This is a genomic window from Xanthomonas axonopodis pv. maculifoliigardeniae (genome assembly GCF_041519315.1).
In the GTDB taxonomy this organism is placed as follows: Bacteria; Pseudomonadota; Gammaproteobacteria; order Xanthomonadales; family Xanthomonadaceae; genus Xanthomonas; species Xanthomonas euvesicatoria.
On the sequence record NZ_CP167998.1, the window covers coordinates 1,897,737 to 1,914,748 of the forward strand.

Annotated in this window: 13 protein-coding genes; 7 read left to right on the top strand and 6 right to left on the bottom strand. The window is 65.1% G+C overall.

The window, feature by feature from the left end:
* Positions 1 to 15 precede the first annotated feature (15 nt).
* The gene (locus ACDH77_RS08385; protein WP_218488611.1) at positions 16 to 1,569 is read right to left on the bottom strand and encodes a B12-binding domain-containing radical SAM protein; all 1,554 of its coding nucleotides are present in this window, start codon (positions 1,567 to 1,569) and stop codon (positions 16 to 18) included.
* Positions 1,570 to 1,700: 131 nt separating this feature from the next.
* Between ACDH77_RS08385 and ACDH77_RS08390 the strand changes: the two genes are divergently transcribed.
* Together ACDH77_RS08390 and ACDH77_RS08395 are read left to right on the top strand one after the other, a co-directional pair.
* Entirely contained in the window at positions 1,701 to 2,759 is a 1,059-nt protein-coding gene (locus ACDH77_RS08390) for a hypothetical protein (RefSeq protein ID WP_011347086.1), read from the top strand.
* A 93-nt stretch (positions 2,760 to 2,852) separates the two neighbouring features.
* Positions 2,853 to 4,574, top strand: coding sequence for an ABC transporter ATP-binding protein (locus ACDH77_RS08395; protein ID WP_031422263.1), 1,722 nt, complete (start codon positions 2,853 to 2,855; stop codon positions 4,572 to 4,574).
* A gap of 160 nt (positions 4,575 to 4,734) precedes the next feature.
* Here the strand turns inward: ACDH77_RS08395 and ACDH77_RS08400 are convergent, their stop codons facing one another.
* Positions 4,735 to 6,150: an MFS transporter gene (locus ACDH77_RS08400; RefSeq protein WP_031422265.1), complete on the bottom strand. Its 1,416-nt coding sequence runs from the start codon at positions 6,148 to 6,150 to the stop codon at positions 4,735 to 4,737.
* 346 nt (positions 6,151 to 6,496) lie between these two features.
* Between ACDH77_RS08400 and ACDH77_RS08405 the strand changes: the two genes are divergently transcribed.
* Positions 6,497 to 7,498: an LLM class flavin-dependent oxidoreductase gene (locus ACDH77_RS08405; protein ID WP_008574989.1), complete on the top strand. Its 1,002-nt coding sequence runs from the start codon at positions 6,497 to 6,499 to the stop codon at positions 7,496 to 7,498.
* Positions 7,499 to 7,558: 60 nt separating this feature from the next.
* Complete coding sequence (locus ACDH77_RS08410; protein ID WP_031422267.1) at positions 7,559 to 8,059, top strand: pyridoxamine 5'-phosphate oxidase family protein; 501 nt, start codon at positions 7,559 to 7,561, stop codon at positions 8,057 to 8,059.
* A 34-nt stretch (positions 8,060 to 8,093) separates the two neighbouring features.
* Here the strand turns inward: ACDH77_RS08410 and ACDH77_RS08415 are convergent, their stop codons facing one another.
* Entirely contained in the window at positions 8,094 to 8,762 is a 669-nt protein-coding gene (locus ACDH77_RS08415) for an exopolysaccharide biosynthesis protein (RefSeq protein ID WP_031422269.1), read from the bottom strand.
* A complete protein-coding gene (locus ACDH77_RS08420; protein ID WP_031422272.1) occupies positions 8,746 to 10,086 on the bottom strand; it encodes a hemolysin family protein in 1,341 nt (446 codons plus the stop codon). Before ACDH77_RS08420 ends, ACDH77_RS08415 begins: the two co-directional genes overlap by 17 nt.
* A gap of 272 nt (positions 10,087 to 10,358) precedes the next feature.
* On the opposite strand from ACDH77_RS08420, the gene ACDH77_RS08425 reads away from it, so the two are divergent.
* From ACDH77_RS08425 to ACDH77_RS08435, 3 genes are all read left to right on the top strand, one after another.
* Positions 10,359 to 10,985 carry a DUF47 domain-containing protein gene (locus ACDH77_RS08425; protein WP_008571222.1) on the top strand — a complete coding sequence of 209 codons (627 nt, stop codon included), beginning with the start codon at positions 10,359 to 10,361 and terminating at the stop codon, positions 10,983 to 10,985.
* A 9-nt stretch (positions 10,986 to 10,994) separates the two neighbouring features.
* Positions 10,995 to 12,122 carry an inorganic phosphate transporter gene (locus ACDH77_RS08430; protein ID WP_008571223.1) on the top strand — a complete coding sequence of 376 codons (1,128 nt, stop codon included), beginning with the start codon at positions 10,995 to 10,997 and terminating at the stop codon, positions 12,120 to 12,122.
* A 105-nt stretch (positions 12,123 to 12,227) separates the two neighbouring features.
* Positions 12,228 to 12,989, top strand: coding sequence for a YdcF family protein (locus ACDH77_RS08435; protein ID WP_008571224.1), 762 nt, complete (start codon positions 12,228 to 12,230; stop codon positions 12,987 to 12,989).
* Between the two features lie 193 nt (positions 12,990 to 13,182).
* Here the strand turns inward: ACDH77_RS08435 and ACDH77_RS08440 are convergent, their stop codons facing one another.
* Both ACDH77_RS08440 and parE read right to left on the bottom strand, forming a co-directional pair.
* The gene (locus ACDH77_RS08440; protein ID WP_031422275.1) at positions 13,183 to 14,682 is read right to left on the bottom strand and encodes a S10 family peptidase; all 1,500 of its coding nucleotides are present in this window, start codon (positions 14,680 to 14,682) and stop codon (positions 13,183 to 13,185) included.
* A 381-nt stretch (positions 14,683 to 15,063) separates the two neighbouring features.
* Complete coding sequence (parE, locus tag ACDH77_RS08445) at positions 15,064 to 16,953, bottom strand: DNA topoisomerase IV subunit B (RefSeq protein ID WP_003481816.1); 1,890 nt, start codon at positions 16,951 to 16,953, stop codon at positions 15,064 to 15,066.
* Positions 16,954 to 17,012: the final 59 nt, after the last annotated feature.

Consider the following 17,012-nt stretch of genomic DNA (forward strand, 5'->3'; position numbering starts at 1 on the left):
GGAAACGATCGCGCGCTAGCCCACCAGGACGGTGCTCAGGTGGCGTGGCTGACGCGCAGCACTGGGGGGCATCGGCTCGCTGCGGTGCCGGGCCTCACTGGCGATCAAGGCAGACCAGCGTGCTTCCAGTTGCTCCGACGCCTGCGCGAACGCATCGGCCGTGATCGTGGCACGCGCCTGTTGCAGATCGACCTGCCTGTGCAGCAGATCGCGGACACTGCGATAGAACGCGGAGTCGTACGCGCCACGGAACATCATCGCCAGGTCGTCGCTATCCTGCCAATGCGTCTTGCTGCCCAGCTGATTCTTCACTTCTTCGTAGAACTTGGTGCCGGGCAGGGGATACGACACGCTGACTCCGATGATGTCCGGATTGGCCTGCGTCACCAATGCGCGCGTGGCCAGGATGTCGTCGAGTTCCTCGCCCAGATAGCCCAGCTGGATGAAGAAACCCACGCGGATGCCCTGCGTGCCCAGGCGCTCACGTGCGGCGATGACCTCGCCGACCTGGGTGCCCTTGGTCATCTTGTCGAGAATGCGCTGGCTGCCGCTTTCCGCACCGATCCAGGCCTCCACGCAGCCGGCGCGCGCCAGCGCTGCGGCCATGCGTTCGCTGGCAAGGTCGGCACGGGTCTGGATGGTGAAGGGAACCGCGCCGTCGGCATCGCTCAATTGCTGCGCAAAGGTCTCCACCCAATCGATATGGAAGCCGAAGATGTCGTCGGCCATCCAGATATGGTCCGGCCGAAAGGTGCGTTTGAGGTGGATCATCTCTGCGGCCACCTCTTCGGCGCCGCGCCGCTTGTAGTGATTGCCCCAGATCGGCTTGGCGCACCAGTTGCAACGGAACGGGCAACCGCGCGAGGCGGCCATGTTCAAGCTGAAATGGCCATGCCGTTGTTGCCAGAAGCGCCGGTAGCGCGGCATATCCACCAGGTCCCATGCCGGCAGGCCGCTCAGCCGTGCGTCCGGTGGTTGCGCGCCGGGATGCACGCGCACTGCCGCAGGCTGGCTGGTGGCGATCTGCGCAACTCCCTCCAGCCAGTGGTCGGTGGTGATATCCGGCTTCGCTTCGATGCGCTCCAGCAACGAGATCAACGGGGCGATGCCTTCGCCGATCAACACCGCATGCGCGCCTGCGGCCAGGAACGCATCCGGGTTGTCGGACGCATCCGAGCCGGCCACCAGCACGCGGCAGCCGGCGGCACGGGCCTGCGCGATCATGCGGCAGGCGGCCTCGCGCATCCGGCTCAGGCACATCTTGGTGAGGAAGTTGAAGTTGTCTTCGTAGAAAACAACCAGATCCGGCTGCGCAGCGCGCAGTGCGGCGGTGTAGTCCTCCACATCGTTGGCCAGCATTGCATCGAACAGGCTCACTGCATGCCCACGCTCGCGCAGCAGCGCTGCGATCTGCAACGTCGCCAATGGCGGATACGGCTTGCCGCGCTCCCATTGCTTGGGGTCGTAACGCAGGAAATACGAATGACTGACCTGGATCTTTACCATCGGCACAAGGCTCTCGTTCTCTCGCCAGGCGGGCGCAGCAGCGGCGTGCGCAGACACCGGCATTCGGCTCGGCAGTAGGTGCGGATGCAGGCCGCTTTGGTTGCGTCGCGTTGCATGCGGGCAAGGCTGCGGCGAGGCAACCTTTCTGTAGGAAAGCGGCACCCATCGGCTGATTCAGTGCATCGGATGAAGGCATGCCGCAGTCGGCTGCATGGGCGCAACACACGCCGCTGAACGATGGCTCCGCCGCCATCGCAGCAGGGGCCGCAGTAGCGGCAGATCCGTTCGGCGAGCATCGCCCGCGGCGCTTGGGCGTGCGCCGGCAGATTCTCGGCGCGCTGTTTCATTTCCACAGCGATAGCCAAGCACTGCTGGCGCTGGTCGATGCCGCCTACGCGGGTTTGCCCGCGCATCGGCTGCCGGGCGCTCCGGAATTTCATGTCACATTGGACCTGCTGCCGCGTGCGCCGGGACGCACCGATGCCGAGCCGCCGCCTGTGCGCACGCACGCCAGCGGCGGCCTGCTGTGCGGCGTCGTGGATGCGTGCAATTACCTGATGCTCTCGGTGCCACAGCGCCGCGCGATGCTGGTGGTGTCCGAGGACATGCTTGCCCACGCGTATCACGTGCGTTACGAACTGATCGAATTCGCCGTATTCCTGCTGGCTGCGCGTGGCATTGGGCTGGTGCCGCTGCATGGCGCTTGTGTAGGTCGACGCGGACGCAGCGTGTTGCTGCTTGGCGCCAGCGGTGCGGGTAAATCGACCTTGGCCTTGCACAGCCTGTTGCATGGCCTGGACTTTGTCGCCGAAGACGGTGTCTTTGTGGCGCCCGATAGCCTGCTCACCACCGGTGTGGCCAATTTCCTGCATCTGCGTGCCGAAGCGCTGGGCCTGGTCGACGCGCCCACGCGCGCATGGATCAGCGCATCGCCGGTGATCCGGCGTCGCAGCGGCGTGGAAAAATTCGAGGTCGATCTTCGCCATCGCCACGCGCATCTCGCGCCCAAGCCGATGCGGTTGCATGCGGTCGTGATGGTGTCCAGGTCGCCGGCCATCGCATCGGCACAGCGCCTGGTCGCGGTGCCTGGCGAGCAAGTCGCCGCCTGCCTGGCCCATGATCAACCGTACGCCGCCGGTCAGCCCGGCTGGCAGCGCTTCGTCGAACAGGTGCGGCGCATCGGCATGTTCACCTTGCACCGTGGCACGCATCCGCAGGCATCGGTGGATGCGCTGCTGCAGCTGTTGCAATGAGTGGCCGTATGCAAGCCTCCTGGAACGCCACCGGTCCGCAGACCCGCATCGCGCACTGGCGCCTGCATGTTGCGCACGAATGAGCCGCTGGCGATGACCGCCATCCGGCGCATGCGCGTTGCATTGCAACAGTTCGCGAGCACGCTGGTGCCTGCAGACATGCCGATGATTGCGCTTTACGTCGCGTTGTCGCTGGCTGCCGCGTTGGCCGGCAGCGTGGTGGCGGTGTGCCTGCTGCCGCTGGTGCAGCCAGGCCACAGCGTGCAACTGGCGGGCTATCGCCTGGCCTTGCCGGGCGGGCTGGCGATGCAGGCGTGCCTGTTCATTGCGGTGAGCCTGCTGTTTGCCGTGTTGCGCTGGCAGAGCGCGCGACTGGCCGCGCAGTTGACCAGCCGCTATGCCATCGGTCTGCGCGCACGCGTGCATGCGGCACTGATCGATGCGCCGTTGCCGGCCCTGTCCGGGGCCAGCTCAGCAGAAATCGCCAACGTGCTCACGTACAACATCGAGATCGCCACGCAAGGCTTCGGCGCCGTGCTGCAGCTGCTGGTCGCGGCCATCACTGCGCTGGTGAGCGTGTGCATCGCGGTGCTGATTGCACCTGTGCTGTTGATCACCACCCCACTGCTGGCGGTGCTGGCAGGGTTGGGTCTGCGCTTCTCCAGCAGTCGCGCACAGGCACGCATCAGCCGCGCGTATGTGGCCGACATGACGCAACTGTTCTGGCTCAGCGAAGATTTTCCGCGTCGCTTGCGCCACGTACGCTCGTTTCAGCGCGAAGGCCTCGAAACCCGCCATTACGAGCGCATTTCGGCGCGACTGGGGCACGGGTATGCGCAACAGCAAGCACTGGTTGCCGGCAGCCGCCTGCTGCTGGAACTTGCCGCGGTGGTCGCCATCGCCGGCATCCTGATGCTGGCCAATCGCTGGCAGGGGGGCGAGCGTGCTGCGCTGATCACCGTCAGTCTATTGCTTGGCCGTCTGCTGCCGTACCTGGTCACCACGCGGCAGAGCCTTCAGCAGTTGCGTTCGGCGTGGCCGGCGCTGCAGCTGTGGCGCCGCTATGTCGACCTGGGCGCTGCGCGGGTACACGTTCCGGAGCAAATGGCCGAACCACTCACGGCTGCGCTGCATATCGAACACATCGGGCTGGCGCCGCCACTGCCCCAATGCGCGATCGAATCGATATTGCTGGTACCAGGTCAGATGACCCTGGTGGTCGGTGCCTCCGGCGTGGGCAAGAGCAGTCTGATGGATGTGCTCTCCGGGCAGACGCCGCCGGCGCAGTTCGTGGCGCACATGGGCGGACGACGGCTGACATTCTCGGCATATCGACATCTGGTGCGACACAGCGCCTACATCGGCCAGGGCGTGCGGCCGTGGCAGCGCACGGTGCGCGACTGCCTGCAGTGGGTGCTGCCCGCAGCGTCCGACGCACGCATGTGGGAGGTGCTGGCCGATGTGGGCCTATGTTCGCGGCTGCAGCGCGATGCGCAAGGCCTGGACACGCCGATCAACGCGCAGGACGGGCGCCTCTCGGGCGGCGAATCGCAACGCCTGTTGCTGGCGCAGGTGCTGCTGCGTCGGCCGACCCTGGCCGTGTTGGACGAAGCAACCAGCGCGCTGGACGCCGATGCCGAACATCAGGTGCTGAGCACCTTGCGCGCGCGTTTGCCGGATACCGTGCTGGTGGTGGTTTCGCATCGCACCAGCTTGGCCGCCGTGGCCGATCGCACGGTGAACTTGGATGGTGCGCCTGTTCGGCGGGTGCATATCAGTTCGCCGGAAATTGCCACGCCGTACGATGTGCGCTAGGCCGGTCACACGCTGGCGGGTCGGTGGCTCTGCAAGTCGCTGACAGTACATAGCGCGCAATCATCGGGCTCGAGTCGAAGACACGCAGGCACCGGATGGGTCGGTCACGCGGCGCACCGGCTGCGCACGCCAGGTGCGCCTGGTCACTGGGCCAGCCGTTTTATCCCGCAATCTCTTCCAGCGCCCGATTGCGCGTGCGCGGCCCGAACGCGGCAATCACGCTCGCCACGATCGACATGCTGAGCGCGATGAAGGCCAGCACCCCGTGGCTGCCAACCTGCGTCAGCAACCAGCCGATCAGCACGCTGCTCACCGCCGTGGAGAGGCGACTGAAGGAATAGCAGAAGCCCACTGCACGTGCACGCAAGCCGGTCGGGAACAGCTCCGCCTGATAGCCGTGATAGGCAAAGCTCATCCAGGCGTTGCAGAACGCGACCATCGCCCCGCACAGCACCATGCCGACTGCCTGATGCTGCAACGCGAACAGCCCACCGAACAGAACAGCGCCCAGCGCCGATGCGGTGATCTGCCATTTGTTTTCCCAGCGCTGTGCAAAACGCAGCAACAGCAATGGCGCCAGCGGGTAGGCCAAGGAGATCGCAAACGAGTACGCCAGGCTTTTGGTCACCCCGGCCCCGGTGCCCTGCGCCGAGATCAGCGCAGGCAACCAGTTGCCGAAACCGAAGAAGCCGATCGCCTGAAACACATGGAAGACCACCAACATCCCGATGCGCCCGCGATACGGCGCACGCCACAGCAGTGCGCTGGGCATTACACCGGCCGGCGCGGGTGTGGCCGCCTGCGGCGCGGGCAGTGGCGCACCCACATCGCGCGTGCAGCGCGCTTCCAGTTCGGTCACCACTGCATCGGCTTCTGCGTGCCGGCCGTGTGCGGCCAGCCAGCGCGCCGATTCCGGCAAGCGGCTGCGCAGCCACCAGATCGCCAGCGCAAACGCACCGCTGAGCAACACCACCCAACGCCAGCCGCTCACGCCCAGCGGCGCAGACGGTACCAACATCCACGCGGTCAGCGCGACCGTCGGAACCGCCAGAAATTGCACGAAAAAGGCAAATGCGAACGCCGCGCTGCGCATGTGCCGCGGTACCAGTTCGGACAGATACGTATCGATGGTGACCAGTTCGATTCCCAACCCGATGCCGACCACACAGCGCAGCACGATCACACCGCTGGCAGTGCTCTGCAGGCCCATCGCCACGGTCGCAGCGGTGTACCAGATCAAGGCGAAGGTAAACACCGGGCGACGCCCGAACCGGTCGGTAAACGGGCTCAATAGCGCGGCACCGACAAACAACCCAAGGAAGGTGGCCGCCGCGAATGCCGCTTGGTCGGACATGCCGAACGCGCCATCGGCGCCGCTGGCAAAAATGCCGTCGCCAATCAGCCCGGGGCTGATGTAGGCGGTCTGGAACAGGTCATACAACTCGAAGAACCCGCCCAGCGCCAGCAACCCCACCAGCCGCCACAGTGTTGCGCTGGCGGGCAACCGGTCGATCCGGGCGGCGATCTGCGCGGAAGGCGAGGGCTGTTCGGGGGGCGCTAAAACACTCGGAGACATGGGCAGGCAGGCAGATAGGGCAGTCTCATCATAGCCAGCGTCCAGATGCCGCAGCGGGCACGCTTCGTCGCGCGGTCAACGCGTTCGTCTGTGGCAAGAGGGCACTGGGCATCCAAGGTGCGCGCAGCCGACCAGGCAACAGCACTCTTCCTCACAATCGCGCCCGCACCGCCCTTGTCAGCAGCAAGCTCAACAACGCCGCTGTCGCGAGTGGAACCAAGCACGTGCACCTCATGCGTTGTCCGACTGCTGGAATGCTGTAATCCCTCACTGCACCCAACAGGCCGCTGGCAATGCCGCCGGGCCAGCCCCATCTCTGGCACATCACTCTTTCCGGAGTCATTCGATGACCCCCATTTCCGTGCTCGATCTGGCGCCGGTCTGCGAAGGCAGCGACACCACCCACGCTTTCGCCAACATGCTCGATCTGGCCCAGCACGCCGAGCGTTGGGGCTATCAGCGCTACTGGCTGGCCGAACACCACAACATGCCAGGCATCGCCAGCGCCGCCACCGCCGTGCTGATCGGTCACGTCGCCGGGGGCACCAAGACCATCCGCGTGGGTGCCGGCGGCATCATGTTGCCCAACCACGCGCCGCTGCAGGTGGCCGAACAATTCGGCACCCTGGCCTCGTTGTATCCGCAGCGTATCGACCTGGGCCTGGGCCGTGCGCCGGGCACCGATCAGCCCACCGCACGCGCCTTGCGCCGCTATTTCGACAGCGCCGATCACTTTCCGCAGGACGTGGCCGAACTGATGCGCTATTTCGCGCCGGCGGTGCCGGGGCAGCTGGTGCAGGCCGTGCCCGGCGCCGGGCTGGAGGTGCCGGTGTGGCTGCTGGGGTCGAGTCTGTTCAGCGCACGCCTTGCCGCCGCGATGGGGTTGTCGTTCGCGTTCGCCTCGCATTTCGCCCCCGACGCGATGGACGACGCGGTGGCGATCTATCGCCGCGAATTCCGACCGTCCGCACAGCTGGCCAAGCCACACGTGATGCTGGCCCTGAATGTGGTGGCGGCCGAGACGCAGGCGCAGGCACGCCGTCTGTTCACCACCCAGCAGCAAAGCTTCGTCAATCTGCGTCGCGGCAAGCCGGGCAAGATCCCGCCGCCCATCGACGATATCGACAGCTTCTGGCAGCCGCATGAACGTGCCGGGGTGGAGCGTGCACTGGCGTGCACGGTACTGGGCGATGCCGAGCAGATTGCGCGCGGCGTGGCAGAGTTCATCGAGCGTCACACGCCCGACGAGCTGTTGTTCACCGCCAACATCTACGACCACGCCGCGCGCCTGCGCTCCTTCGAAATTGCCGCGGCCGCGTGCCGCGAGCTGGACGTGACCTTGGCGTGATTCACGTCGCTTTGCGCGGCGATCGGCTGTGATGCGTGCACATCCATTGGGAAGACCAGCATGCAATTTCAGCAACGCAGCGAGAGCATCAAACAGTTGGCCGAATTGATCCGCGGGGTGGACATCGCGATGTTCACCACCGTCTCGGCCGACGGCAAACTGGTGAGCCGCCCGCTGGGCACGCAGGAAGTCGAGTTCGATGGCGACCTGTGGTTTGCCACCGCCGTCGACAGCCCGAAAGTGGCGGAAATCGCCGCTGATCCGCGCGTCAACGTGGCCTATGCGTCGGCCTCGAAGAACACGTATGTCTCGGTGGCCGGCACCGCGCGCGTAGTCCACGACCGCGCCAAGATCGACGAACTGTGGTCGCCGGCAATGAAGGTGTTCTTCCCCGGCGGCAAGGACGACCCGAATCTGCGCTTGATCCATGTGCGCGCCGAATCGGCCGAATACTGGGACGGCCCCAGCGGGCTGCTCGGCAAGGCGCTGTATTTCGTGATGACGGCGGTCACCGACGATACCGGCAGCCTGTCGGACAACCGCGTGGTCGATCTGAAATAACTGCGTCGCAAGCGACGCGCCGGACGCGCTGCGCTCAGCGCCAGGCGTCCGGCCACCAATCGCGAATCAGATCCACCAGCTGGTCGGAGGTGACCCCGAACACGACCACCGAGATCAGCGCAGCTGCCCAGCCCACCAGCATCAGCGCACCGTCGCGCTCGAGCAGGGCCAGCGCGAACAGCAGCAGGATCAGGCCGAAGATGTAGTTGGTGAAGGGGATCGGCAGCGTCAGCAGGATGCCGACCAGCACCAGGAGCAAGCCGGTGAGGAGCTGCGCCGGCATCCGGTCCAGCATGCCATGCAACCGCGGTTTGAGCAGGCGATCCAGGCGTTGCAGCGTCGGTCCCAGTTTGGCCACGAAGCGCTGGCTGGTCCGACGGCGCGGCCCCCGTTCGCCGATGAAGCGCGGTACCCACGGCTTGCGCAGGCAGCACATCATCTGCAGCCCGATCAGGATGGTCAACGGTCCGCTGATGCCACCGGCGACGCCGGGAATCGGAATGAACGAGGGCAGGATCGCAAGAAACAGGAACACGCCGAAGGCGCTTTGCTGCAGGTCGGCCAAGATCTCGCGAACGCGCAACACCTGGTCCGGATCACCTTCGCTGAAGGCTGCCAGCAGGCTGCGGATGCCTTCGTTGCGGTAGCGCATCTGCTCGCTGGCATCATCGTGCGGCGCACCGCCGTCACCCGACGATGTCATCGCTGTCCTCGTCGCCCACCCGGCTCAGCAGCAACTTGTCCACGCGCGCACCGTCCAGGTCGACGATCTCGATGCGCCAGCCGGCCCAATCGAAGAACTCGCCGGCCTGCGGAATGCGCCCGAAATAGTAAATGCACAGGCCCGCAAGCGTGTGGTAATCGCCCTCGTCGGCGTCGGGCAGTTCGGCACCGAGGACTTCGCGCAATTCTTCCACCGGCAGCGACCCGTCGATCAACAGCGAGCCGTCCGCGCGCGTGACCACCAGCGCGTCCTCGTCGGTATTTTCCACCGCCTGCAGACGGCCGACCACTGCGCCCATCAGGTCGCTGATGGTCACCAATCCGCGGATTTCGCCGTATTCGTCCACCACCAGCGCCATCGACTGCTGTTCTTCGCGAAAGATTTCCAGCAGCTTCATCGCGTGCGTGGATTCGGACACGAACAAGGTGTCGCGCAGCGCCTGGAACAGGTGCGCGCCGTGGCCGTCCATGCGCGTGACCAGCGATTTGACTTCCAGCACCCCAGCAATGTCCTGGTCGCTGCCGCGGTACACTGGGTAGCGCGAAAATTCGTGCTCGCGCATGACCTGCAGATTGCGTTCCGGCTCGGCGTTGGCGTCCAGCCAGGCGATGCGGTTGCGCGGGGTCATCAGGCTGTCGGCGGTACGATCGCCCAGCCGCATCACGCGATTCATCATGTCGCGCTCGTGCGCGTCGATCACCCCGGCCTCGTGGCTTTCGGCCACCAGCATGCGGATCTCTTCTTCGGTCACCGAGGCCGACTCGTCCTTGCCCATGCCCAGCATGCGCAGGACCAGGCGGGTGGAGCGCGCCAGCACCCACACCCCGGGCGCGGCGATCTTGGCCAGCCAGGCCATCGGCACCGCGACAACGCCTGCGATGTCTTCGGAATTGCGCAGCGCCAGCCGCTTGGGCACCAGCTCGCCGAAGATCAGCGTCAGGAACGTGATCAGCGCCACCGCCAGAGTGCTGCCGATCACCACCGAATACGGGCGCGGCTTGCCGACCAGTTCGAACGTGCCCGCCAAGGCCGGGAACACACCCTGCAGCCAGTTGGCGATGGCTTCGCCGATCGCCTCGCCGCCGAACACGCCGGTCAGGATGCCGATCAGGGTGATGCCGATCTGAACCGTGGACAGGAAGTTTTCGGGGCTTTCGGCCAGGGCCAGGGCCCGCGCGGCGCGCTTGCTGGAGCCGGCCATCTGCTTCAGGCGGCTCTTGCGCGAGGTCATCAACGACATCTCCGACATGGCGAAGAAGCCGTTCAGCACGATCAGGGCGATGACGATCAAAAACTCAACCACGGGCGTCTTCCCCGGTTAGTGAAGGGGAGGGCGGGGGAGCACTGGGGCTGCCGGCGGGCGCATAGGCCGGGCGGCAACACGGGGGGATAGGGTCGTCTTCCATAGGGTGCGCCCGAAGGCGCGGGGGCATGGTAGCAAACCACAGGGTGGTTCGAGCCGGGAAATGTCGATGTGAAGGCCGCTCCCGGCGCGAGATACCCAGAGAGGTCATGGAACGGTCATAATTCGCGTCTGGCGCCGTCTCTCCCTCGACGGCAGGAAGTTGTCCACCCATGTTCTCGTTGCAGACCATCTTCGGTTCCGGCAAGCAGTTCTATGCGCTTCTGAACGAAGCGGCGCAGGCCGCCTACGACAGCACCAGGGCGTTGCACGCCATGATGCGCGAGTCCGACCGCCAACCGGCGCTGGACGCCTTCAAGCTGGCCCGCCTGCGCGAACGCGCCGCCTCCGACAAGATCGGCCAGGCGCTGGTGGATAGCTTCATGACCCCGATCGAACGCGAAGACATCGAGGCGTTGGGCTCGGCGTTGTACAAGATTCCCAAGCAGGTCGAGAAATTCGCCGACCGCTACTCGCTGGCGACCAAGCACCTGGAACACATCGACTTCGCTCCGCGCGCCGCGATGCTGGAGCAGGCCGCCGCGGTGGTGGTGGAGATGGTGGCCGACCTGCCGCACATGAACATCGACCGCATGACCGCGCTCAACGACAAGCTGCGCATGCTCGAAAACGAAGCCGACCGGCTGATGCTGGAGCTGTATCGCGACATCTATTCCGGCCGGCTGGACACGTTGCAGATGTTCCTGCTCAAGGAGTTCTTCGAGATTCTGGAAAAGGCCATCGACCGCTGCCGCGAGGCCGGTGTGGTGGTCTACCAGATCGTGCTGAAGAACAGCTGAGGTCGCCGCGTGCTTACCTTAGTTCTGGTGGTGATCCTGGCCGCGTTGGTGTTCGAGTTCATCAACGGCTTCCACGACACCGCCAACTCCATCGCCACCGTGGTCGCCACCAAGGTGCTCTCGCCCGGTTGGGCGGTGATGCTGGCCGCCGGCATGAACCTGATCGGCGCGCTGACCGGCACCGCCGTGGCGCTGACGATTGCTTCCGGCCTGCTCAACACCAACGTGGTCGACGTCACTCCGCAGGTGATCCTGTGCGCCCTGCTGGGCGGCATCATCTGGAACCTGATCACCTGGTGGAAGGGCCTGCCGTCGTCGTCCTCGCATGCCTTGATCGGTGGCCTGTGCGGCGCCGGCCTGGCCGCGGCGCACAACAACTGGGACGCGCTGATCTGGTCGGAAAACATCGGCAACTGGGCCAAGAACAAGGGCCTGTTGTGGAAGGTGTTCGTCCCGATGATCACCTCGCCGATCGCCGGTTTCGTGCTCGGCATCGTGGTGATGGTGCTGCTGTGGGCGATCATCGCCGGCATGTCCAAACTCGGCGGCCCGATCGGGCGGCTGGCGCGCCCGCGCTGGGTCAATGCGTTCTTCGGCAAGGCGCAGATCGCCTCGGCCGCGTACATGGGCTACGCGCACGGCCACAACGACGCGCAGAAGACCATGGGCATCATCGCCATGACCCTGATCGGCGCGCAGTCGGCCGGTGCGCTGGACGATTTGCCGAGCTGGTTGTCGTTCCTGCATCCGGGCACCGGCCTTGCCGCCGGCGCCGGTATCCCGATGTGGATCGTGCTGACCTGCGCGGTGGTGATGGCCGCAGGGACGGCGTCGGGCGGCTGGAAGATCATCAAGACGCTCGGCCACAAGATGGTCAAGCTGCATCCTATCCACGGCTTTGCCGCAGAAACCAGCTCGGCGACGGTGCTCACCGTGGCGGCGCATTTCGGCATGCCGGTATCCACCACGCACAGCATTTCCACCGCCATCATGGGGGTGGGTTTTGCCAAGAACCCGCGTTCGCTGCGGCTGGGGGTGATCGAGCGCATCGTCTGGGCCTGGATTCTCACCATCCCGGCCGCTGGCGGCGTGGCGTATCTGATCCTGACGCTGTTCGAGCTGTTCGGCTGGACCTGAGCGATGCCGCGGTGCGCTCACGCACCGTCGGCAGACTGCGCCGCCGTTGCCGTATCGACCTGTTTGCGGCAGGTTGCCGCATGCCATGAGTGAGACCCTTTCCCGATGATGCTTGCCCTGGTGTGCGTGTTGTTCGGGTTTGCCTGGTTGATCGACCGCCGCGGATTGCGGCGGTTCTCCCGCGTGCTGGGCCTGGCCAGCTTACTGCTGGTGTTCGCGGTGGGCTGCGGTCCGTTGCCCTCCTGGATGCTGCAACACCTGCAACGCACCGGGGTCAACGATTTCAACGCGTGGGGCGCGCGCAACGTCATCGTGCTGCTGGGTGCCGGCACCGTGCGCCCGGAAGGCCGCGATGCGGTGGCCGAAGCCAATCTGTTCGCCTACGGCCGCATCGTCGAATCGGCACGGCTGTACTGGCAATGCCGGCACAGCGGGGGCGATTGCAAGATCGAGATCAGCGGCGGCGATGCACGCGGCCTGGGCCTGTCCGAAGCGGTGGTCTACCAGCGTGTCTTGCTGGGCCTGGGCATTCCGCGGGCAGATCTGATCATGGAGCCGTCGAGCATGAACACCTGGCAGAACGCGCAGTTCAGCCAGCCCTTGCTGCGCGCCTACCGGCCCGATCGCATTGCGCTGGTGTCCTCGGCCACGCATCTGCGTCGCGCCGAATTGTATTTTCGCCATTTCGGCATCGATGCCACACCGGTGCGCGCCGATTGGCTGACCGCCACCTGGTCGATCCTGCCGCAGAGCTACAACTTCACGCTGGCCGATGTGGCCCTGCACGAATACCTGGGCATTGCGCGCTATCAGGTCTACCAGTGGTTGGGGTGGAACGTGAAGGCTAGCGAGCCTGGTGCGTTGTGATTGGGGAGCCGGGATTTGGGATTGGGGATTGGTAACAGCTGGTGCGCTGCTAGATCTGCTTGGCTGATGTACTTGCGACGGTGCTTGCCAGTTCCAGATTGACGATGGCAACGCAGATGCGCGGCACTCGGAAACGATGGTGCTGCCCGACGGCTTGGTCGCCGGCCGCGTGTGCGGCCGGCGCTGGCTGCGCTCAGCGCGTTTCGTACATCGCCTTGACGTCGTCACGGAACGCGGCCTGGCTGTCGGGGCGGTTGTAGAACATGTGGCCGCCGGGATATTCGCGTACCTGCACGCGTTTGCTGTCGCTGCCCATGGCCGGCATCTGGTCCACCGTCAGGACCGAACCCATGAACGGGCAGGAGAGGTCGTTCCAGCCGTGCGCGATCAACACGCGCAGCTTCGGATCGATCGCCACCGACTGACGCAGCTGGGTCACTGCGCCTTTGCGAAGCTCGTCGTTCCAGTCCCAGAGCTTGTTCACGTCGTAGTTGAGCGCGCGATACTGCGCATCGATCTTCCAGCCGACCACGCGGGTGACGAAGTCCACCATTGCGGTGGTGGTGGGCGCAATGATGCTGTCCAGCAGCGGGTCGTTGGCGCGTTGTTCGGCATCGTTGGGAAACGGGTCGAAGGCGGTCACGTTGGAATCGTAACGGCTGCCCAATTCGCCCTTGTCACGAAACACTTCGCGCAGATAGGCCTGGGTTTCCAGGCGTCCACCGGAGCGCCGCACATATGCCGGGTCCAGCCCGGTCATGCGGGTGACCTGCTGCAGCATCGCTTCGGTGGCCTGCGGGTCGGTGCGTCCTTTCATCAGCGCCACCGCGTAATCGCCGTGGGTGTAGTCGATCACCTGGCGCATCGCGCTGTCGCTGAGCTGGCCCTGACGCTCCAGGTGCGCAGCGGCGATCGAGGGAAGCGTCAGCATCCATGCCAGGGGCGACACATCGCCGTTGTCGTCCAGGGTCGGGTTGAGATACGGCGACACCAGCACCACGCCGTTCATCGCCACGCCCAGCTGCGTCTGCAGGTAATGGGTAATGCGCGGGCCGCGGAAGCCGCCATAGCTTTCGCCGACCAGATATTTGCGCGCCTGCAGGCGGCGGTTCTTGAGCAGCCAGTCGTAGATCACCCGCGAGAGATATTCCACATCCGCCTGCGGGTTGTAGAACTGCTTCTTGGCATCGTCGTCGCCGATCAGCGCGCGGCTGAAGCCGGTGCCCACCGGGTCGATGAAGACCAGGTCGGTGAAGTCCAGCCACGTGCCCGGGTTGTCGCGCAGTGTGGCCGGTGCCGACGCACTGTCGCCCTCGGCGCCGAAACCGACGATCTTCGGCCCGATCGCGCCCATGTTGAGATACACCGATGCGGCGCCCGGCCCACCGTTCAAGGCGAAGGTCACCGGGCGGTCCTTGCCATCGACGGTGTAGGCGGTGAATACCACTTCGCCCGTGGTCTTGCCCTGCGCATCGCGCACCGGCAACGTGCCGACCGTGGCGGTATAGCTCAGGTTGCGGCCAGCCACGCGTGTGCTCTGGCGCACGCTGGCGTCGGCCGGCAATGGCGCCTGTCTGGCGGCAGCGGCATCGGGTTTGGCATCGCTTTTATCGGTTTTGTCTGGCGCTTCGGCCAGCGCTGTCCCGCTGAACAGCACGCAGGCCAGCAGGCCGGCACGGAGAAAGAAGGGCATGGGCATCGACGTGATTGCAGGGAAGCGCCGATGCTAGGCTGCTGCAGAGCCCGGTGGATGTGCAGGAAGGCATGGATGTCGCGCGGACCGAGGTGGTACGCAAAGGCAGGTGTGTGCGGCCCGCCGAAATGAGCGCCTATGCAAGGCGCTTCCTTCTCCCGTCGAGACATTGTCCCGCCTGATGCGGACGGTGCTCCGAAGGGGAATGAGGGTGCGGGCGAAGCCTCGTGCTACTCACTTCGCAAGTGCATACGCCCGCACCCAAACGCCGCTCTGCGCCCCGCCCGCGCTTGCGGCGCGGGCGCTCGAAGGCGCGCGCGCCGCTAGCACGCAAGCCGTGCCTTCTCGCCTCCACGGGAGAGGGGCTATCGGTTTCAGCACTCAGACTTCAAGCGAGGCCAGATCGCCCTTGGTCTCCAGCCACTGCTTGCGGTCGCTTGCGCGTTTTTTGGCCAGCAGCATGTCCATCAACGAACGCGTCTGCTCGCCGTCGTCGATGGTCAGCTGCACCAGTCGACGCGTGTCCGGGTGGATGGTGGATTCGCGCAGCTGCTGCGGATTCATTTCGCCCAGGCCCTTGAAGCGGGTGACGCTGATCTGGCCCTTCATCTTTTCGCGCGCGATCTTGTCCAGCAGCGTGGTCTTTTCTTCTTCGTCCAGCGCATAGAACACCTGCTTGCCCACATCGACACGGAACAAAGGCGGCATCGCCACGAACACGTGGCCGGCGGCCACCAGCGCGGGGAAATGCTGCAGGAACAGCGCCGTCAGCAGCGTGGCGATATGCAGGCCATCGGAGTCGGCGTCGGCCAGGATTACCACCTTGCCGTAGCGCAGCCCGGTGATGTCGTCCTTGCCCGGGTCGCAACCGATCGCGATCGCCAGGTTATGCACTTCCTCGGAGGCCAATACGCTGCCGGAAGCCACTTCCCAGGTGTTGAGGATCTTGCCGCGCAACGGCAGGATGGCCTGGAAATCCTTGTCGCGCGCCTGCTTGGCCGAGCCGCCGGCCGAATCGCCTTCGACCAGGAACAGTTCAGTACGCGACAGATCCTGGCTGATGCAATCGGCCAGCTTGCCGGGCAGGGCAGGGCCCTGGGTGACCTTCTTGCGGACGATCTGCTTTTCGGTCTTCAACCGTGCGCTGGCGCGATCGATGGCGATCTGCGCGATCTTCTCGCCGATCTCCACGTTCTGGTTGAGATACAGGCTGAAGGCATCGTGCGCGGCACCTTCGATGAAGCCGGCAGCCTGGCGCGAGGACAGGCGTTCCTTGGTCTGACCGGAAAACTGCGGATCGGTCATCTTCAGGCTGAGCACGAAGGTCACCCGGTCCCAGACATCTTCCGGTGCCAGCTTGACGCCGCGCGGCAGCAGATTGCGGAAATCGCAGAACTCGCGCAGCGCATCGGTCAGGCCCGAACGCAGGCCATTGACGTGGGTGCCATGCTGCGCGGTGGGGATCAGGTTGACGTAGCTTTCCTGCACCAGCTCGCCTTCCGGCACCCAGGCCGCGGCCCAGTCGACGATTTCGGTGTCTTTTTTCAGGCTACCGACGAATAGGTCGGCCGGCAGCAGCTCGTGCTCGGCCATCTCACCCTTCAGGTAATCGCGCAGGCCGTTTTCGAAATACCAGCTGTCCTGCTCGCCGGTTGCCTCGTCGTGCAATTTGACGGTCAGGCCGGGGCACAGCACCGCCTTGGCGCGCAGCAGGTGCCGCAACGCACGCACATTGAATTTGGGCGTATCGAAATACTTGGGGTCGGCCCAGAAACGCAGCCGCGTGCCGGTATTTTTCTTGCCGACGGTACCCACCACTTCCAGCTTGGACGCGGCGTTGCCATCGCGAAACTCCATGCGGTGCTCGCTGCCTTCGCGCTTGATGAACAGTTCGACCTTGGTCGACAGCGCGTTGACCACGCTTACGCCTACACCGTGCAAGCCACCGGAGAAGGTGTAGTTGCGGTTGCTGAACTTGCCGCCGGCATGCAGCCGGGTCAGGATCAGCTCCACGCCCGGAATCTTCTCTTCCGGATGGATGTCCACCGGCATGCCGCGGCCGTCGTCGGACACTTCGCAGCTACCGTCCTTGTACAGCGTGACTTCGACCTGCTTGGCGTGGCCGGCCAGCGCCTCGTCGACAGAGTTGTCGATCACTTCCTGCGCCAGATGGTTCGGGCGCGCGGTGTCGGTATACATGCCGGGGCGGCGTTTGACCGGGTCCAGGCCCGACAGCACTTCAATATCGGCGGCGTTATAACGGGTGTTCATGCATCTCGTTGGCACGTGAAACGACGCGCAAGTGTGGGGGCTGAGCCGATTTTTTGCAC